The organism is Halomonas maura, assembly GCF_030409305.1.
Classification (GTDB): Bacteria; Pseudomonadota; Gammaproteobacteria; order Pseudomonadales; family Halomonadaceae; genus Halomonas; species Halomonas maura.
In genome coordinates, this window is the sequence record NZ_JAUFPQ010000021.1 from 67,999 (window position 1) to 86,876 (window position 18,878).

Below are 18,878 nucleotides of genomic sequence, written 5' to 3' on the forward strand. Positions count from 1 at the left end.
TCTTCGTTGGGGATGGTCAGCGGGTAGCCTGCGCTGGCCTGTGACTCGGCGACCCGTCAACGCGCCACGGGCGTTGCGCCTGGTCTCCCTGCTCCAGGCGACCCTGGCTGAGCCGGAAACCGGCCTCAGGCCACGGTGATCACCGTGCTCTCGGCCACATGGCTGACCTTGTGGGAGGTGCTGCCGAAGAGCATGCCGCGCATGTCGCTGACCCCGCGACTGCCCATCACGATGGCGTCGACGCCGCGATGCTTGGCCTCATGGAGGATGCCCTCGGCCGGCGCCCCCTGGCGGATCACCTCCTCGACCTCGATACCCTGCAGGTCGACGCTGTCCCGGACCTTCCTCAGGGCCGCCTCGGCATCCTGCTTGAGGGAGTCGGCCAGCTTGCCCCAGTCCTCCGCGGTGAAGGGTTCGGGGGTGCCGCCGGTGAACAGCCCCATGTTGCCGGGCGGATACTCGGCCACGGTCAGCAGCACGAGGGACGCGGACGAGGCCCGCGCCAGCTGGGCCGCGACGCCCAGTGCCTTGGCGGAATGCTCGGAGCCGTCGACGGGCACGAGGATCGACGTGTACATGATCACCCCCTGCAGGATGCGATGGGAAGGGCCCGGCATGGGCCTTGCTTATACAAGCCTAGTCGCTTCCGCCTCGCCGGCAACGCGGGTCGCCGCCGGCTTGACCGGGGTCAAGCCGGCGGGCGCTAGAGCCAGATCTCGAGGCCCAGCAGGCGACTCAACCAGGAGCCCAGCCGCTGCTTCAGGGAGCCTGGCTCCCGGTCGAGGCGCACCAGCCGGTCATCGAGCTCGGTGAGCCAGTACAGGCGTCCCGTGCCGTCGAGGCCGGGCAGGTAGCTCAGCGACGGGGTCATGCCCGCCTCGGCGAACTCGAGGAACTCGGCCACCAGGGGCTCGCTCTCGACCAGCACCCCGATCTCGGTGTTCCAGATGACCGAGCGCGGGTCGGCGTTGAAGGAACCGATGAACACCAGGTCGTCGTCGAAGCTCACCGCCTTGCTGTGCAGCGAGGAGAGCGAGGTGCCGGGGATGCCGATCTCGGCTTCCTCGCCGTGCTGCTGGCGGCCACGCAGCTCGTGCAGCCGCACGCCGCTCTCCAGCAGCGCCCGGCGACGCCCGGCATAGGCGCCGTGGACCAGCGACAGGTCGGTGGCCTCCAGGGAGTTGGTGATCACCTCGACGCGGATGCCCGACTCGGCCAGGCGTGTCAGCAGCGCCGTGCCCCGCTCGGCGGGCACGAAGTAGGCCGAGACGATCACCAGCCGCGACTCCAGCTTCGGGAGCTGGTCGAGCAGGGCCCCGAACAGGGTCTCCTCCAGCGGCGAGCGCTCACGGCCGGCGACCTTGCCTGGCGGATCCCACAGGGCCTGGCCCGGGGCCCAGTGCAGGTCGCCAAACAGCGTGTCCTCGGCGGCCGCCCCGTAACGGGCCCGCAGGGCGACGAAGTAAGGGGAGTCGCTGTCCCGCTGCTCGGCCAGCTGGCGCGCCAGGCTCGTGGCCAGCTCACGCCAGGCCTCGGGCGCGGCGGCGTGGTAGCGCGCGAGGGGCTGGCTGAGGAAGTGGTTCCAGTAGAGGTCGAAGCTCAGCGACAGGGCATCGACCACGTCGCCCACCGCCAGCAGGTCGACATCGGCGAAGTTGCGGGGCTCGCTGGCATTGAAGTACTCGTCGTCGAGATTGCGCCCACCGGTGATCGCCACGGCGTTGTCGACGATCCAGGTCTTGTTGTGCATGCGCCGGTGCTGGCGGGCCAGGGCGGGCAGCGACAGCACCACCCGGCTGACCAGGTGCTCGCGGCCGAGGGGCCAGGGGTTGAAGACCCTGACCTGGATGTTCGGGTGGCTGTCCAGCGCCGCCAGCTGGTCGCCCTGCCCCGACGCCGTGAGGTCGTCGAGCAGCAGGCGGACCTCGACGCCGCGCTGGGCGGCGCCGATCATGCGATGCAGCAGGACCTGGACCGTCTGCCCCTCCCCCAGCAGGTAGGTCTGGACGTCCAGGCGCTTGCTGGCCTGCTCGACCAGGTTGGCGCGCAGGGCGAAGGCTTCCTCGGCCTTGGCCAGCAGGGCAAAGCCGCTCAGGCCGGCATGGTCGGCGGCGGCCTGACGGGCCCACTGGCCCAGCCAGGTGCTGCGAATCTCGGCATCGCGCAACGCCAGGCCATGCTCCCGGGGCACGGCCTGGCCGGCACAGCCCGCCAGCAGGCCCAGCACCAGCCACGCGGCCAGCACCGAGGGGCCCTGCCGGGCGATGCTAGTCATCGCTCCGCTGGCGCGCCCAGGCCTTGCGCGCCTTGTTGCGCCGATACAGCCGCACCAGGGCGATCCCCAGGGCGGCCACCACCATGGCGGCCAGGGTCCAGCCCTGCCAGGGCCGGGCGGCGTCGCCCATGACGGTTTCCAGGGTGATGATGAGGATGAAGCCCAGGGCCTGGCTGGCGATGGCCAGGGCCCGCAGGGTATCGAAGGCCGGTCGTGCCATGAGTGCTCCCGCTGGATGACAGCCCCGCCTACCGACAGTAGGCTTGGCGAAACGAATGTTCTCAGTGTAACCGGTCCGGCGCCGGCGCCGAACCCGACTCCCGGGAGAGCCCACCACGACATGGACGCCATCGCCCTGGGGCCCGTGCTCCTTCCCCTGCCGCGCCTCTATGCCCTCGCCGCCGCCCTGCTGCTGCTGGCGGCCAGCGCCTTCCTGCTCGGCCTGCCCAGGCGCCACCATGCCCGCTGGTTCAATGGCCTGGTGATCGCCTGGCTCGCCGGGGCCCGGATCGGCCACGTGGCCACGCACCTGCCCAGCTATCTCGACGCGCCGCTGGATGCCCTCAAGCTCTGGCAGCCGGGCTTCCACGGCCTCTGGGGCCTGCTGGCGGCGCTGGCCTGGAGCGCCTGGACGCTGCGGCAGCGCCTCGGCGCCATGCTCGGCGCCCTGGGGCTGACGCTCGCCGCCTCGCTGCTGTGGCTGGCACTGGTGACCCTGGCGCCGCTGGGCGGCGGCATGGCCCTGCGCGAGCTCCCCGAGCTGACCCTGGACGACCTCGAGGGCCAACCGGTCGCGCTGGCCTCCCTCAGCGGCCAGACCCTGGTGATCAATCTCTGGGCGACCTGGTGCCCGCCGTGTCGGCGCGAGATGCCGCTGCTGGCCGAGGCCGATGCCCGGGACGACGTCACCGTGGTGGTGATCAACCAGGGCGAGGACCTGCTGCCGGTGGTGCGCTACCTCGACGCTCAGGGGCTCGCCTTCGAGCATGCCCTGCTCGACCCGCGCCAGTCGATGCTGGTGGCGAGTGGCGCCCCGGGGCTGCCCACCACCCTGCTGTTCGATGCCGAGGGCCGCGCCCTCGAGCAGCACGTGGGCGAACTCACCCGGGCGACCCTCGACGCCTGGCTGGGGGAGCGCTGACAGGGCAATCACGGTTGGTTTGTCGGGGGCCGCCGGGGACAGGTCGAAGAGGGGGTCCTACGCCATGGATGGCGTCGGAAGCGCCCATGGAGGGGTTCACAGCGCCCCCTCGCAGACCTGTCGACGGATCAGCCCCAAGCGACAACCAAACTCCGATAGCCCTGGGAGCGCTGAGAAGAGGCTTAAGCCGCGGCGGGGTTTGCTGTAAGATACCGCGCCCTGTCGCCGCGGGGCCGGGCGTGGCCAGCGGCGCGAGAACCGATCCCAAGCATCCCCGAGGCACCATGAGCGACTTCTCTCCCGGCCAGCGCTGGATCAGCGATGGCGAGGCCGAACTCGGCCTGGGCACCATCCTCAACTGCGACCCCCGCAGCGTCACCGTCCTCTTCGGCGCCAGCCAGGAAACCCGTACCTACAGCAGCCAGCACGCCCCCCTGACCCGGGTCATCTTCGGCAGCGGCGACCGCATCGAGTGCGCCGAGGGCTGGCAGATGACCGTCGACGACAGCAAGGAGGTCGGCGGGCTGATCGTCTACATCGGCGAGAGCGATGCCGGCGAGCTGTGCGAGCTGCCCGAGGCGAAGCTCGCCGACACCATGCAGTTCGACCAGGCCCGCGACCGGCTGCTGACCGGCCAGGTGGACCGCAACGACTGGTTCGACCTGCGCTTCCGCACCCTGCACCACCATCACCGCATCGAGCAGAACCCGGCGCTGGGCCTGGCCGGCCCGCGCATCGACCTGATCCCGCACCAGCTCTACATCGCCGACGAGGTCGCCCGCCGCCATGCCCCGCGGGTGCTGCTGGCCGACGAGGTGGGCCTGGGCAAGACCATCGAGGCCGGCCTGATCCTGCACCGGCTGCTGCTCACCGGGCGCGGCGAGCGGGCGCTGATCCTGGTGCCGGCGAGCCTCACCCACCAGTGGCTGGTGGAGCTGCTGCGCCGCTTCTCGCTGGAGGTCACCCTGCTCGACGAGCAGCAGAGCCTGGCCCACGGCAGCGGCAACCCCTTCGAGGCCGGCCAGCTGGTGCTGGCGAGCCAGGACTGGCTGTTCGCCAACCCCCACCGCCAGGCCCAGGCCGAGGCCTGTGACTGGGACCTGCTGATCGTCGACGAGGCCCACCACCTGGAGTGGTCGGCCGAGACGGTCGGCCCCGGCTACGGCTGCGTGGAACGTCTGGCCGCCACGACCCCCGGGCTGCTGCTGCTCACGGCGACGCCGGAGCAGATGGGCCCGGTGAGCCACTTCGCCCGGCTGCGCCTGCTCGATCCGGACCGCTACCAGAGCCTCGCCGCCTTCCAGGAGGAGGAGCGCCACTACGTGGAGGTGGCCGCCGCCATCGATGCCCTGGAGCGCCTGCCCGGCGAGGCGGCCGACCGCGAGGCCGTCGCCGCCGTGATCGACGACCCCGACAGCCTCGCCCTGCTGGACACCCTGGCCGATCCCGAGGGCGCCGCCGGGCAGCACGGCGCGGCCCGGGAGCAGCTGCGCGACCAGCTGCTCGACCGCCACGGCACCGGCCGGGTGATGTTTCGCAACAGTCGCCGCCACGTCGGCGGCTTCCCCGAGCGCCGGCTGCAGGTCGCCCGCCTCGAGCTGCCCTCCTCCTACCGCCGGGTGCTGCGCCGCCTGGCGCGGGACGAGGACTACCTGGACGAGCTGCTGATCGAGACCGGCCTCGATCACCCCGAGGTGCTGGTCTACCTGGATACCATGTACCGGGCGCTCGCCGACGATCCCCTGAACACCGAGCCCTGGTGGCAGTTCGACCCGCGGGTCACCTGGCTGCTCGAGCGGCTCACCGAGCTCGGCGACGACAAGGTGCTGGTGATCGCCCATGACCGGGAGACGGCCCTGGGCCTGGCCGAGGGGCTGAGGGTGCTGGGCGGCATGCACGCCCCGGTGTTCCACGAGGGCCTGTCGCTGGTCGAGCGCGACCGGGCGGCGGCGGCCTTCGCCGACGAGGAGGACGGCTGCCAGGTGCTGGTGTGCTCGGAGATCGGCTCGGAGGGCCGCAACTTCCAGTTCTGTCGTCACCTGGTGATGTTCGACCTGCCGCTGCATCCGGACCAGCTGGAGCAGCGCATCGGGCGCCTCGATCGCATCGGCCAGCGCCACGCCATCGAGCTGCACGTGCCGGTATTCACGGGCAGTCCCGGCGAGCAGCTGCTGCGCTGGTACCACGAGGGCATGGATGCCTTCAGCGCGCCCCACGGCCTGGGCAGCGAGATCTTCGAGGCCTTCGGCGATGCCCTGGCCGACGCCCTGCTCGACGACGAGAGCCTCGACGAGGTGATCGGCGAGACCCGCGAGCTGTTCGACAGCCGCCTGGCGGAGCGCGACGCCGGCCGCAACCGCCTGCTGGAGCTCAACGCCTGCCGCGCGGATCGCGCCGAGGCGACCATCGCCGCGGTCCGCGAGCTGGATGCCGACAAGGCGCTGACCCGCTACCTGGATCAGGCCCTGGACATCTTCGGGGTCGACAGCCAGGACCTCGGCGGCGGTATCCAGCACCTGCAGCCGAGCCCGCAGATGCTCGACGGCCTGCCGGGGCTGGTGAAGGGCGAGGAGGGCTTCTCGGCCACCCTCTCCCGGGAGCGCGCCCTGGCCCGGGACGACGTCCAGCGGCTGTCCTGGGAGCACCCGCTGACCCGGGAGATGATGGGACGCATCCTCGACGGCACCATGGGCAACACCGCCCTGGCCCTGCTCAAGCATCCCTCGATCCCCGGCGGCCGGCTGATGGCCGAGCTGGTCTTCCGCACCCACTGCCCGGCGCCCCGGCGCCTGCACCTCAATCGCTTCCTGCCGCCCACCGCGGTGCGGGTGCTGCTCGACGAGTCCGGCGCCAACCTGACCGCCAAGGTGTCCTTCACCGGCCTCGCGAAGAACCTGCACAAGGTCAAGAAGGCGGTGGCCCGGGACCTGATCAAGAGCCGCCACGACCAGCTCCGCGAGCTGCTCGACCGTGCCGAGGCGGAGGCCGAGCGCGAGCTGCCGAGTATCGTCGAGGCCGCCCAGGCCCGCATGCGCGACGAGCTCGACGCCGAGCTGACCCGCCTGGAGGCCCTGGCCCGGCGCAATCCCGCGGTGCGCGAGGACGAGCTGACCGCCCTGCGCGAGGAACGCGCCGCCCTGGACGCGGCCATCGAGGGCACGCGGCTGCGGCTCGACGCCGTGCGGGTCATCGTCACCGTGGACGAGACCACCCGCTAGGCTCGCGCGCGCCCCGCGAGCACCAGGCCCCCACCGGCAGGCTGCCGGCGGGGGCCTGGTGCATGGGCGAATCCCGGCGAGGCGCTCAGCCGAGGATATCCGCCAGGGCCTCGTCCAGGGTCGGGAAGCGAAACTCGAAACCGGCCTCCTCGAGCCGCCGGGGGCGCATGTCCGCCCCGGTCAGCAGCAGCCGTGACATCTCGCCGAAGGCGCTCTCCAGCACCAGGGCCGGCACCGGCAGCAGCGCCGGCCGGTGCAGGTGGCGGGCCAGGGTGCGGGTGAACTCGGCGTTGGTCACCGGGTTCGGCGCACTGCCGTTGAAGGGGCCGTCCAGGTCGTCCCGCTCGATCAGGAAGAGGATCATGCTGACCAGGTCCTGGCGATGCACCCAGGGCATGTACTGCTCCCCGTGGCCGAAGCGCCCCCCCAGGCCCAGCTTGAAGGGCGGCAGCATCTTCTGCAGGGTGCCGCCACCGGCATCCAGCACCAGCCCGAGGCGCAGGATCGCCAGCCGGGTGCCGAAGGTGGCGACCTCGCCGGCCACCTCCTCCCAGCGCTTGCACAGCCGGTGGGCGAACTCGTCCTGGGGGGGCGTGTCCTCGGTGACCAGGCGCTCGCCCTGGTCGCCGTAGAAGCCCATCGCGGAGGCCGAGACCATCACCGACGGCGCGCGTCCCTGGGTGGCCGTGAGCTGTTCGCAGAGCATCGCCAGGTCGCGGGTGACGTTGACCCGCGAATCGATCAGCCGCTCCTTCTGGGCATCGCTCCAGCGCCGGGCGGCGATCGACTCGCCGGCCAGGTTGACCAGGGCCTCGGGGGGCGTGTCGACGAAGTCGAGCACCGAGCGGCGGATGTCCGTGCCTGCCGGCAGTCGATCGCGGACCCGGTCCGGATCGCGGGACACCACCAGCAGGCGGTGGCCGGCTTCCTCGAGTCGCCGGCACAGTGCCTGGCCGACGAACCCACTGCCTCCGGTGATCAATACACGCATTCGACGCCTCCCCTGCATCTTCGTGTTATACAGCTGTTGTACACGTCTGCTAGTCTAGCGGTAAATCCCGCTCACTGCATGAGACTGCCATGATCCCGCCTCCCGACTCCACCGCCGTCATCGGCGCCGGCATCGCCGGCCTGGCCTGCGCCAGGGCGCTCGCCGATGACGGCCGGCCGGTGACGGTCTTCGACAAGGGCCGCGCCCCGGGCGGCCGGATGGCCAGCCGCCAGCTGACCGGCGCGGTGGTCGAGCTGGGCGCCCAGCACTTTAGCGTGCGCGATGCGACCTTCCGCGAGCGGGTCGCGGCCTGGCAACGGGCCGGCGTGGTGGCGCCCTGGCCGACGTCCGTCTGGCGGCTGACGGCCGGCAGCGCCAGCCGGCGGGTCGACGACCAGCTCCGCTTCACCGGGACCCCGCACATGAGCGCCCTGCTGTGCCATCTGGCCGACGGCCTGCCCCTGCACACCGCGACCCGCATCGTCACCCTGGAGCGCGCTGCCGATGGCTGGCGCCTGGTCAGCGAGGCCGGCACCCGTCATGGGCCCTTCGCGGCGGTAGTGCTGGCCCTGCCCGCGCCACAGGCGGAGGCCCTGGCCGCCCCCCACGACGCCGCGCTGGCCGGAGCCTGTCGCGGCATCCCCCAGCGAGCCTGCTGGGCCGGCTGGGCCCAGTTCGAGGCGCCCCTCCCGGCACTGCCGGGTCTCGCGGCCGACTGGCAGGCGCTGGAACCGGCCGAGGGCCCGCTGCGGCTGGTCACCCGCAACCAGACCAAGCCGGGCCGCGAGACCCAGGGCGAGAGCCTCACCCTGCTGGCCCGGCTGGCCTGGAGCGAACAGCACCTGGAGGAGGATGCCGGCAGCGTGACCGCCCGCCTGCTCGATGCCCTGCAGGCGGCCCTGCCCGAGGGCATCACCCTGCCCATGCCACGCCACGCCGGCGCCCACCGCTGGCGCTTCGCCCAGCCGGCGCCACCGACCGCACCAGGTGCCCTGGATTTTCGCCTCGGCCGGGGCGGCCTGGCCCTGTGCGGCGACGCCTGGCGTGACGCCCGGGTCGAGGATGCCTGGCTCTCGGGCCACCGCCTGGGCCTGACCATGCCCCGTCGCCACCCCACCCCCCACCCCACGGAGACCGCCTGACATGCGCAGCGCCCTGATCCTGCTGGCCCACGGCTCCAGCGACCCTCACTGGCGAGCCCCCTTCGAGAACCTGGCCACGGCCCTGGCCGAGCGGCTGACCACTCCGCTGCGGCTGGCCTATATGGAGCTCTGCGAGCCCTCACTGGAGACCACCGTGGCCGAACTCGAGGCCGCCGGCATCGCGCGGGCCGAGATCCTGCCGCTGTTCTTCGCCGCCGGCCGCCACCTGCGCAAGGATGTCCCCGGCCAGGTAGCCGCCCTGGGCGAGGCCCATCCGGGCCTCGCCCTGACGCTGCTGCCCCCGGTGGGCGAGCACCCGGCCTTCGTCGACGCCCTGGCGACGGTGATTGCCGAGCAGGCGGGGGAAGCGAGCTGACGGCCGCGTTGTACATCCCCGCGTTTTTGTACAAAATCGTACCATCACGGCCGCGGCAGCCACCGGCCACCGATCTCCACCATCGAGGCAGAGGCGCGCATGAGCGATCAGGCGAACCATCCGACCGATACGCCGCTCTATCCGATTCGCGAGGTCTCTCGCCTGACCGGTGTCAATTCGGTGACCCTGCGCGCCTGGGAGCGCCGCTATGGCCTGATTCGCCCGCGACGCACGCCCAAGGGGCACCGTCTCTATGCCCGGGAGGACATCGAGCGGGTCGAGCGGATCCTGCAATGGCTCAATCGCGGCGTGCCGGTCAGCCAGGTCCGCGAGCTACTCGAGCAGCCGGATGCCGTGGAGGCGCCGCCGCCCGCCGCCGGGGACTGGGAGAGCCAGCGTCGTCAGCTGATCGCCGCCGCCGAGGCCCTGGACCTGGCCCGCCTCGAGGCGCTGTTCAACCAGGGGCTGGCGCTCTACCCGGTGGCGACCTGCATCGACGAACTCTGGCAGCCGGTGATCCGCGAGCTGGAGGAAGGCTGGGACGACCGGCTCGGCGCCGAGCTGCAGCGCCGGGCCCTGGAGGCCTTCCTGCGCACCCGCATCGGCACCCGGCTCTACCATGCCAACCCGCTGGCCACCGGGCCGCTGCTGCTGATCGTGCCGATGCCCGACGACGCCGGCCCCCTCTGGGGGCTGCTCGCCGCCCTCGCCGCCAGCGACCGGGGCTACCGGGTCCAGCTCCTCGATGCGCCCCTGCCGGTGCAGGAGCTGCCGCTGGCCGTGGAGCGCTACCATGCCGACGCCCTGCTGCTGGCCAGCGGCAAGGCCGAGAAGGCCGACCTGGTGCGCCGCCAGCTGCCACGGCTGGCCGAGCAGCTCGATGTCCCCCTGACCCTGTGCGGCCCCGTGGCGCGGATCCGGGCGGCCGACCTGGACGGCACCGGGGTGGAGGTCCTCGGCGACGACCTGCCCCGGGCCATGTCCCGCCTGCAGTCGCTCACCCAGGCCGCCTGAACCGGAGCGTCCCATGGCACCCACCCTGGTCTGGTTCCGCAGCGACCTACGCATCCACGACAATACCGCCCTGGCCGCGGCCGCCCAGCGGGGGCCCGTGGTGGCCGTCTTCCTGCACAGCACCGCCCAGTGGCGCGCCCACGGCCACGGTGCCAACAAGCTGGACTTCTGGCAGCGCGGCGTCGCCGCCCTGGCCGAGGCCCTGGCCGGCCTCAATATCCCCCTGCTGCACCGGGAGGCCGAGACCTTCGCGGCGGCTCCCAAGACGCTGCTCGCCGTGGCCCGGGAAGTCGGCGCCGGGGCGCTGCACTTCAACCGCGAGTATCCCCTCGACGAGGCCCGCCGCGATGCCCGGGTGATCGAGGCCTTCACCGCCGCCGGCCTCGCCGCCACCGGCCACCACGACGCCGTGGCCTTCGCTCCCGGCGAGCTGCTCACCGGCAAGGGGGACTACTACGGGGTCTTCACGCCCTTCGCCAGGGCCTGGCACCGCCAGGTCAGCGCCGAGCGCCTGGCCCTGCGCGACACGCCCGCCCCCCAGGCGCGCCTGGCCATCGCCGCCGAGCCGCTGCCGGGGCTCCCCGAGCTGGCGGACACCCCGGTGGACGGCCGACGCTGGCCGGCCGGCGAGGGACCGGCCGCCGACCGCCTGGAGCGCTTCCTGCGCTTTCGCGGTCGCCATTACGCCGACCAGCGCGACTTCCCGGCCATTCGCGGCACCAGCGAGCTGTCGCCCTACCTGGCGCTGGGCATGATCTCCCACCGCCAGTGCCTGCAGGCGGTGCTGGCCGAGAACGACGGCGCCCTGGCCGACGGCGATGCCGGCCTCCAGGCCTGGGTCGGCGAGCTGATCTGGCGGGAGTTCTACCAGCACGTGGCGGTGGGCTTTCCGCGGGTCTGTCGCCATCGCGCCTTCCAGGCCCACACCGAGGCGCTGCCCTGGCGGGACGACGAGCCGGGCTTTCACGCCTGGTGCGAGGGGCGCACCGGCTACCCCATCGTCGACGCCGCCATGCGCCAGCTGGTGGCCACCGGCTGGATGCACAACCGCCTGCGCATGGTCACCGCCATGTTCCTCGCCAAGCACCTGCTGATCGACTGGCGGCGCGGCGAAGCCTTCTTCCTGCGCCACCTGGTGGACGGCGAATTCGCCGCCAACAACGGCGGCTGGCAATGGGCGGCCTCCACCGGCACCGACGCCGCCCCCTACTTCCGGATCTTCAACCCCACCACCCAGTCGCAGCGCTTCGACCCCGAGGGGCGCTTTCTGGCCGAGTGGCTGCCCGAGCTGGCCGGGCTGCCGGCCAAGGCGCGCCATGCCCCGGACCGTGACCTGCTGGCCCGCCTCGACTATCCCGCGCCCATCGTCGAGCACAAGGCCGCCCGGGCCCGGGCGCTGGCGGCCTTCAAGGGCCTGTCCCCCGAGCGCTGAGCCCACCCCACCACCGAGGATCGCCCCATGAGCCGGGACCCGTCCCTGGAGGCCTTCTGCGCCTTCTACAATAAGCTGGACAAAACCTGTACAGAAAAGCTATACAAGCTATATACTCAGGACGTGGAATTCGTCGACCCGCTTCACCGGATAGACGGACTGCCGGCCCTGGAAGCCTACTTCCAGGCCCTGTACGAGAACGTGACAGCGTGTCGCTTCGACTTTCACGACCGCCTGCGCCAGGGCGACCACGCCTTCGTCACCTGGACGCTGCACCTGACGCACCCCCGCCTGGCCGGCGGGCAGGCGATCGCGGTGCCGGGCTGCTCGCGGCTGACCTTCGCCGCCGACGGCTCGGGACGGGTCTGCCGGCACCGGGACTACTTCGACGCCGGCGCCCTGCTCTACGAGCACCTGCCGGTGATCGGGCGGCTGATAGGCGTGATCAAGCGACGCGCGGGACGGTGAATCCAAACCCCCGTTTCCCGCGTAACCCCAGGGGGAAGGGACGCCCCAGGAGCCTCGGGAGACGACATGACGGCACCGCACGCAACCCAACGCATCTGGCTGACCGGGGCCACCTCGGGCATCGGCCGGGCCCTGGCCGAGCGCCTGCTGGCGCAGGGACACCGGGTCGCGCTCAGCGCCCGCCGCCCCGAGGCCCTGGCCGAGCTGGCCGGCGACCGGGACAACGCCCTGTTGCTGCCCCTGGACGTCACCGACCGCCAGGCCGTGCTGGCCGCCGGGCGACGCCTGGAAGCCCGCTTCGGCGGGCTCGACCTGGTGATCCTCAACGCCGGGACCTGCGAGTACCTGGACGTCCGAGACTTCGACAGCGCCCTCGTCGAGCGGGTCTTCGCCCCCAATGTCTTCGGTGCCCTGTACGGTATCGAGGCCGCCCTGCCGCTGCTGCGCCGGGCCCGGGCCGAGGGTGGGCGCCCGCTGCTCGCCGCCACCTCCAGTGCCTCGGCCTACCTGGCGCTGCCGCGCGCCGAGGCCTACGGCGCCTCCAAGGCGGCCCTCAGCTACTTCCTGGAGTCGCTGCGTCTCGACCTTGCCGGTGAGGGGATCGACGTCAGCCTCATCCATCCCGGCTTCGTCAAGACACCGCTGACCGACCGCAACGACTTCCCGATGCCGATGCGGGTAAGCGTCGAACGGGCCGCGGAGGCCATCCTCGCCGGTCTCGCCGCCCATCGCCTGGACATCCACTTCCCGCGGCGCTTCACCCTGCTGCTCAAGCTGCTGGGCATCCTGCCGCCGGGGCTGCGCGTCCGCCTCGGCCGCCGCCTGGCCCGCGATCCGGAGAGCACTCCCCGGGAGGCCCGCTCATGACCCCGTCCTTCTCGCCCGACCACGCCCAGCGGAGTACCGCCCAGCGCATCGCCGTGGTGGGCAGCGGCATCGCCGGGATGGCCGCCGCCTGGTACCTGTCAGGCCGTCACGAGGTCACCCTGTTCGAGGCCGAGCCCCGGCTGGGGGGCCACACGGCCACCGTGGATGTCACCGTCGACGGTCGCGATTACGCCATCGATACCGGCTTCATCGTCTTCAACGACTGGACCTATCCCCACTTCCGGCGGTTGCTCAGCCGCCTGGGCGTGGCCAGCCAGCCCACCGAGATGAGCTTCTCGGTCCACGAGACCGCCCGGGACTTCGAGTACAACGGCCACACCCTGGCCAGCCTGTTCGCCCAGCCCAGCAACCTGGTGCGCCCGCGCTTCCACGGCCTGCTGCGCGACATCCTGCGCTTCAACCGCGAGGCGACCCGCGACCTGGTCGAGCAGCGCCTGCCGGCGGACCTGACCCTCGGCGAATACCTCGATGCCGGCGGTTTCGGCCGCGACTTCCAGCGCCGCTACCTGCTGCCCATGGGCGCGGCGATCTGGTCGGCCAGCATCCGCGACCTGCGGGCCTTCCCGCTGCACTTCTTCGTGCGCTTCTTCCACCACCACGGCCTGCTGTCGGTGACCGACCGGCCGCAGTGGCACACCCTGGTCGGCGGGTCGCGGGCCTATATCCCGGCGCTGACCGCCCCCTACGCCGAGCGCATCCGGCTGGCCAGCCCGGTGCGGGGGATCCGCCGCGACGCGGACGGGGTTCGGCTGCGCAGCGCGGCCGGCGAGGAGCGCTTCGACCAGGTGGTGCTGGCCTGCCATGCCGACCAGGCGCTGGCGATGCTCGAGGATGCCTCCCCCGACGAGCGGGAGATCCTCGGGGCCATGCCCTACCAGGACAACGAGGTGGTCCTGCACACCGACACCCGGATGCTGCCGCGCCGCCGCCGCGCCTGGGCCAGCTGGAACTATCGTCTGGACGGGCGCGGCGAGGCGGCCCGGGTCTCGGTGACCTACGACATGAACATCCTGCAGCGCATCGAGGCCCCGCAGACCTTCTGCGTGACCCTCAACGACGGCGCGAGCATCGACCCGGCGAGGGTGCTGGGTCGCTACACCTATGCCCACCCCCGCTTCAGCCTGGCCGGCCAGCGCGTCCAGGGGCGTCACGGCGAGATCTCGGGGCCGGCGCGGCGCACCCACTTCTGCGGTGCCTACTGGCGCCATGGCTTCCACGAGGACGGGGTGTGGAGCGCCCTGCGCGTGGCCCGGGCCCTGGGCTGCGACGAGGACGCGCCGAGCGGGCCGGTCCCATGCCTCGCCGCGCGGGAGGCCCTGGCATGAGAGCCGCGCCGCGCTCGCGCATCTATCGCGGCTGGCTGCGCCACCGGCGCTTCCTGCCGCGCCATCACGCCTTCCGCTACCGGCTGTGGATGGCCTGGCTCGACCTGGACGAGCTGCCCGAGCTGTTCGACGGCGTGCCCGGCTTCAGCGCCCGTCGCCCGGCCCTGGCACGCTTCCGCCGCGAGGACTACCTGGCCCCCCACGACCGCCCCCTCAAGGATGCCGTGCGCGTCGAGCTCGCGCGCCAGCTGGGCAGTGCCCCGGACGGGCGCATCTGCCTGCTGACCCAGCTGCGCACCCTGGGCGTGGGCTTCAACCCCCTCTCGCTGTACTACGCCTATGACGCACGCGGGGAGCTGCGCGCCCTGCTCGGCGAGGTCAGCAACACCCCCTGGGGCGAGCGCACCACCTATGCCTGCGCCGTGGAACCGCGGCGTCACGGCCACCGGGCCGAGTTCGACAAGGCCATGCATGTCTCCCCCTTCAACCCCATGGACATGCGCTACCGCTGGCGCTTCGACACCCCCGGAGCGGCGTTGACGATGCACATGGAGACCTGGCGGGGCGAGGCGCGCCACTTCGACGCCACCCTGACCCTCGAGGCCCGCCCCGCCACCCGCGGGGTGCTGGTCGCCACCCTGGCACGCCAGCCGTGGATGGCGCTGAAGACCCTGGCCGGCATCCATTTCGAGGCACTGCGCCTGTGGCTCAAGCGCGTCCCCCTGCATGACCACCCCCACCGCGAGGAGACCGCGCCGTGACGACCCTGCGCACCGCCACTGCCCGACCGCTGCCGGCCGACGGCGACCGGCTGTCCCGCTGGCTCAAGCCCCGCCTGCTGCAGCAGCTCGACCGCCTGGAGGGCGGCGAGATCACCCTGATCGAGGGCCACCAGCGCCACCAGCTGGGCCGGGGCGGCGAGCTGCGGGTGACCCTGGTGGTGCGCGACAGCCGGGCCTGGCGGCGGGTGGCGCTGGGGGGCACCGTGGGCGCCGGTGAGGCCTACATGGACGGCGACTGGGACGCCGACGACCCGGTGGCCCTGGTGCGGCTGTTCGCCGCCAACCTGGAGCGGGTCAACGGCGAGATGGAGGGCGGCCTGGCCCGCCTCGGCCGCTGGCTGCTCGGCGCCCTGTACGGCCTGCAGCGCAACACCGTCAGCGGCTCGCGGCGCAATATCGCCGCCCACTACGACATCGGCAACGCGCTCTTCGCGACCTTCCTCGACCGTCGGCACTGGATGTACTCCAGCGCGGTCTTCCCGCACGCCGGCGCCAGCCTGGAGGAGGCCTCGACCCACAAGCTCGACCTGATGCTCGACCGGCTGGACGTCCGCGCCCACCACCACCTGCTGGAGATCGGCACCGGCTGGGGCGGCCTGGCCATCCATGCGGCCCGTACCCGCGGCTGCCGGGTCACCACCACCACCATCTCCGCGGAGCAGTACGCGCATACCGCACGACGCCTCGAGGCGGAGGGCCTGGCGGACCGCGTCACCCTGCTCAAGCAGGACTATCGGCAGCTGGAGGGACGCTTTGATCGGCTGATCTCGGTGGAGATGATCGAGGCGGTGGGCCACCAGTACCTCGACACCTATCTGGCCACCCTGGACCGCCTGCTCACCGACGACGGCCTGGCCATGCTGCAGGCCATCACCATCCGCGACCAGCGCTTCGAGGCGGCCAAGCGCGAGATGGACTTCATCAAGCGCTATATCTTCCCCGGCGGCTTCCTGCCCTCCCACCGCGCCATCCTCGACGGCCTGACCCGGCGTACCTCGCTCAACCTGCTGGCCCTGGACGAGATCGGCCTGCACTATGCGCGCACCCTGCGCGAGTGGCGCCACCGCTTCGAGGCCAACCTCGACAGCGTCCGTCGCCTGGGCTACGACGAGCGCTTCATCCGCATGTGGCGCTACTACCTGTGCTACTGCGAGGGCGGCTTCCTCGAGCGCCGCATCGGCACCTGCCACCTGCTGCTGGCCAAGCCCGGAGCCCGGCCGGCCCCCCTGACGGGGCGGACATGACCAGCGCCCGGCTGCTCGCCAACCTGGCGGGCTTCCAGCTCGGCTGGTTTGCCTGCGTGCTGGGCGGCAGCCTGGTCGGCGGGGCCGTGGTGACGCTGGTGCTGGCGCTGCACCTGCGCTGGCTGGCCCGGGCCGGGGAATGGCGCTGGCTGGTCGGCTTCGCGGCGCTGGGCCTGGCCATCGACGGCGGCCTGGCGCTGGCCGGCGGCTTCCGCTTCGACGGTGAGCCCCGGGTGCTGGGCCTGCTGCCGCCCTGGCTGTGGCTGCTGTGGCCGCTGTTCGCCAGCCTGCTGCACCACGCCCTGGCCTGGTTGTGGCGCCACCCCTGGCTGGCGGCCCTCGGCGGCGCCACCGGCGGGCCACTCTCCTACCTCGCCGGGGCCCGCCTGGCCGGGGTCGAGCTGGCGCCCTGGCTGCTCGCCGCCGAGGCGCTGGTCTGGGCGGGGCTATGCCGGTGGCTGTGCCACCGTCTCGGCCACGCCGCGAGCGCTGCTCGCCTGCGAACCGGCTGAGGATGGCCAGGGCGCGCCAGCGCAAGGGACGGTCGAGCGATCATGGCGGGGCACAAGGCCCAGGAATCGACTCACGGCGCTGGATGAGGTCGCGTCCGGTCGGGGACGAGGACATCGAGCCTCGATGGGCCGCCGCCTCGGGAGCCGTCCCCCGGGCCGGAGCCGGCGCTCCCAAGATCCGCCTCGGCGTGCATTCGCCGGACGCGAACAGTAGACTAGGCAGGGCCGCCTGGGCGGTCGCATGCCGTTTCCCGGCACACAATCATCTCGACACTCGGAACGATTCAGTGACCAAGCAACATTCCTTTGATCGCGAAGCACTGCTGGCATGCAGCCGTGGCGAGCTGTTCGGCCCCGGCAACGCCCAACTGCCGGCACCCAACATGCTGATGCTCGATCGCATCACGCACATCCATGAAGAGGGTGGCGAACACGGCAAGGGCGAACTGATCGCCGAGCTCGATATCCATCCGGACCTCTGGTTCTTCGACTGCCACTTCCCCGGCGATCCGGTGATGCCCGGCTGCCTGGGCCTGGATGCCATGTGGCAGCTGGTCGGTTTCTACCTCGGCTGGCTGGGCCACCCCGGCCGCGGCCGCGCCCTGGGATGCGGGGAGGTCAAGTTCACCGGCCAGATCCTGCCCGAGGCCCGGACGGTCACCTATCGTATCAACATCAAGCGCATCATCACCCGGCGCCTGATCCTGGGCATGGCCGACGGCACGGTATCCGTGGATGGCCGCGAGATCTACCAGGCCAACGATCTGCGCGTTGGTCTGTTCACCTCCACCGCGAATTTCTGAACAGGAGGCTCCCATGCGACGAGTGGTAGTCACCGGCCTGGGCATCGTGTCCTGCCTGGGCAATGACGCAACACAGGTGCTCGAGGCACTGCGGAACGGGCGCTCAGGCATTCGCTTCAAGGACGACTACGCCGAGCGCGGCTTTCGCAGCCAGGTGGCCGGGGTGGTCGACATCGACCTGGAGGCCCTGGTCGATCGCAAGCTGCGTCGCTTCATGGGCGACGCTGCTGCCTATGCCTATGTCTCCATGGCCCAGGCCATCGAGGATGCCGGCCTCTCCCCCGAGCAGGTCTCCAACGAGCGCACCGGCCTGATCGCCGGGTCCGGCGGCGCCTCCAGCGCCAACCAGGTGGAGGCCGCCGACATCATGCGCGAGAAGGGCCTGCGCCGCGTGGGGCCCTACCGGGTCACCCGCACCATGGGCAGCACCGTCTCCGCCTGCCTGGCCACCCCCTTCCAGATCAAGGGCGTCAACTACTCCATCTCCTCGGCCTGCGCCACCTCGGCCCACTGCATCGGCAGTGCCATGGAGCAGATCCAGATGGGCAAGCAGGACGTGGTCTTCGCCGGCGGCGGCGAGGAGGAGCACTGGACCCTGTCCTGCCTGTTCGATGCCATGGGCGCGCTCTCGACCCAGTACAACGAGAGCCCCGAGAAGGCCTCACGGCCCTATGACCAGGCCCGCGACGGCTTCGTCATCGCCGGCGGCGGGGGCATGCTGGTGCTCGAGGAGCTGGAACACGCCAAGGCCCGTGGCGCCAGGATCTATGCCGAGCTGGTCGGCTACGGCGCCACCTCCGACGGCTATGACATGGTCGCCCCGTCCGGCGAGGGGGCGGTGCGCTGCATGCGCCAGGCGCTGGCCACGGTCGACGGCGACATCGACTACATCAACACCCACGGCACCTCCACCCCGGTGGGCGATGTGGCCGAGCTGAAGGCGGTCCGCGAGGTCTTCGGCAACACCACCCCGGCGATGAGCTCGACCAAGTCGCTGACCGGCCACTCCCTGGGCGCGACCGGCGTGCAGGAGGCCATCTACTCGCTGCTGATGATGGAGAACGACTTCATCGCCGCCTCCGCCAACGTGGAGCAGCTGGATGAGCAGGCCGACGGCTTCGACATCGTCACCGAGCGCCGCGACGCGGCCCGGGTCGAGCGGGTGCTGTCCAACAGCTTCGGCTTCGGCGGCACCAACGCCTGCCTGGTCCTGCAGAAGTACAGCGGCTGACGGACGACGCACCGCCGTGCAACGCAAGGAGGCGCC

The 18,878-nt window shown here is 71.8% G+C and carries 18 protein-coding genes; 14 read left to right on the forward strand and 4 right to left on the reverse strand.

Annotation, left to right across the window (positions count from 1 at the left end; all coding sequences use genetic code 11):
* Positions 1-125: 125 nt before the first annotated feature.
* The 3 genes from QWY76_RS14400 to QWY76_RS14410 form a co-directional block, all read right to left on the reverse strand.
* On the reverse strand, positions 126-617 hold the full coding sequence (locus tag QWY76_RS14400) for a universal stress protein (protein ID WP_290311994.1): 492 nt from the start codon (positions 615-617) through the stop codon (positions 126-128).
* An 86-nt stretch (positions 618-703) separates the two neighbouring features.
* Positions 704-2,275, reverse strand: a complete 1,572-nt coding sequence (locus QWY76_RS14405; RefSeq protein WP_290311995.1) for a phospholipase D family protein — start codon at positions 2,273-2,275, stop codon at positions 704-706.
* A complete protein-coding gene (locus QWY76_RS14410) occupies positions 2,268-2,495 on the reverse strand; it encodes a hypothetical protein (protein ID WP_290311996.1) in 228 nt (75 codons plus the stop codon). The genes QWY76_RS14405 and QWY76_RS14410 overlap by 8 nt, the downstream gene beginning before the upstream one ends.
* Positions 2,496-2,615: 120 nt before the next feature.
* Here QWY76_RS14410 and QWY76_RS14415 point away from each other — a divergent pair, with 120 nt between their 5' ends.
* Positions 2,616-3,416 carry a TlpA disulfide reductase family protein gene (locus tag QWY76_RS14415; RefSeq protein WP_290311997.1) on the forward strand — a complete coding sequence of 267 codons (801 nt, stop codon included), beginning with the start codon at positions 2,616-2,618 and terminating at the stop codon, positions 3,414-3,416.
* 284 nt (positions 3,417-3,700) lie between these two features.
* Positions 3,701-6,634, forward strand: a complete 2,934-nt coding sequence (gene rapA / locus QWY76_RS14420) for an RNA polymerase-associated protein RapA (RefSeq protein WP_290311998.1) — start codon at positions 3,701-3,703, stop codon at positions 6,632-6,634.
* 85 nt (positions 6,635-6,719) lie between these two features.
* Here the strand turns inward: rapA and QWY76_RS14425 are convergent, their stop codons facing one another.
* The gene (locus QWY76_RS14425; protein WP_290311999.1) at positions 6,720-7,625 is read right to left on the reverse strand and encodes a TIGR01777 family oxidoreductase; all 906 of its coding nucleotides are present in this window, start codon (positions 7,623-7,625) and stop codon (positions 6,720-6,722) included.
* A gap of 89 nt (positions 7,626-7,714) precedes the next feature.
* Between QWY76_RS14425 and QWY76_RS14430 the strand changes: the two genes are divergently transcribed.
* The 12 genes from QWY76_RS14430 to fabB all read left to right on the forward strand — a co-directional run bounded on the left by QWY76_RS14430 (position 7,715) and on the right by fabB (position 18,842).
* A complete protein-coding gene (locus QWY76_RS14430) occupies positions 7,715-8,767 on the forward strand; it encodes an NAD(P)/FAD-dependent oxidoreductase (protein WP_290312001.1) in 1,053 nt (350 codons plus the stop codon).
* A gap of 1 nt (position 8,768) precedes the next feature.
* Complete coding sequence (locus tag QWY76_RS14435) at positions 8,769-9,143, forward strand: sirohydrochlorin chelatase (RefSeq protein ID WP_290312002.1); 375 nt, start codon at positions 8,769-8,771, stop codon at positions 9,141-9,143.
* Between the two features lie 99 nt (positions 9,144-9,242).
* Positions 9,243-10,157 carry a MerR family transcriptional regulator gene (locus QWY76_RS14440; RefSeq protein ID WP_290312003.1) on the forward strand — a complete coding sequence of 305 codons (915 nt, stop codon included), beginning with the start codon at positions 9,243-9,245 and terminating at the stop codon, positions 10,155-10,157.
* A gap of 13 nt (positions 10,158-10,170) precedes the next feature.
* Complete coding sequence (gene phrB / locus QWY76_RS14445) at positions 10,171-11,589, forward strand: deoxyribodipyrimidine photo-lyase (RefSeq protein ID WP_290312004.1); 1,419 nt, start codon at positions 10,171-10,173, stop codon at positions 11,587-11,589.
* Between the two features lie 27 nt (positions 11,590-11,616).
* The gene (locus tag QWY76_RS14450) at positions 11,617-12,057 is read left to right on the forward strand and encodes a nuclear transport factor 2 family protein (protein ID WP_290312006.1); all 441 of its coding nucleotides are present in this window, start codon (positions 11,617-11,619) and stop codon (positions 12,055-12,057) included.
* Positions 12,058-12,123: 66 nt separating this feature from the next.
* On the forward strand, positions 12,124-12,924 hold the full coding sequence (locus QWY76_RS14455; protein ID WP_290312007.1) for an SDR family NAD(P)-dependent oxidoreductase: 801 nt from the start codon (positions 12,124-12,126) through the stop codon (positions 12,922-12,924).
* Positions 12,921-14,270: an NAD(P)/FAD-dependent oxidoreductase gene (locus QWY76_RS14460; protein ID WP_290312008.1), complete on the forward strand. Its 1,350-nt coding sequence runs from the start codon at positions 12,921-12,923 to the stop codon at positions 14,268-14,270. Before QWY76_RS14455 ends, QWY76_RS14460 begins: the two co-directional genes overlap by 4 nt.
* On the forward strand, positions 14,267-15,031 hold the full coding sequence (locus tag QWY76_RS14465) for a DUF1365 domain-containing protein (RefSeq protein ID WP_290312009.1): 765 nt from the start codon (positions 14,267-14,269) through the stop codon (positions 15,029-15,031). The genes QWY76_RS14460 and QWY76_RS14465 overlap by 4 nt, the downstream gene beginning before the upstream one ends.
* Complete coding sequence (locus QWY76_RS14470; RefSeq protein ID WP_290312010.1) at positions 15,028-16,296, forward strand: SAM-dependent methyltransferase; 1,269 nt, start codon at positions 15,028-15,030, stop codon at positions 16,294-16,296. Before QWY76_RS14465 ends, QWY76_RS14470 begins: the two co-directional genes overlap by 4 nt.
* Positions 16,293-16,808: a DUF2878 domain-containing protein gene (locus QWY76_RS14475; RefSeq protein WP_290312011.1), complete on the forward strand. Its 516-nt coding sequence runs from the start codon at positions 16,293-16,295 to the stop codon at positions 16,806-16,808. Before QWY76_RS14470 ends, QWY76_RS14475 begins: the two co-directional genes overlap by 4 nt.
* 287 nt (positions 16,809-17,095) lie before the next feature.
* Positions 17,096-17,611 (forward strand): 3-hydroxyacyl-[acyl-carrier-protein] dehydratase FabA, encoded by a 516-nt coding sequence (gene fabA, locus QWY76_RS14480; RefSeq protein ID WP_290312012.1) that lies wholly within the window; start codon positions 17,096-17,098, stop codon positions 17,609-17,611.
* A 13-nt stretch (positions 17,612-17,624) separates the two neighbouring features.
* The gene (gene fabB / locus QWY76_RS14485) at positions 17,625-18,842 is read left to right on the forward strand and encodes a beta-ketoacyl-ACP synthase I (protein WP_290312013.1); all 1,218 of its coding nucleotides are present in this window, start codon (positions 17,625-17,627) and stop codon (positions 18,840-18,842) included.
* Positions 18,843-18,878: the final 36 nt, after the last annotated feature.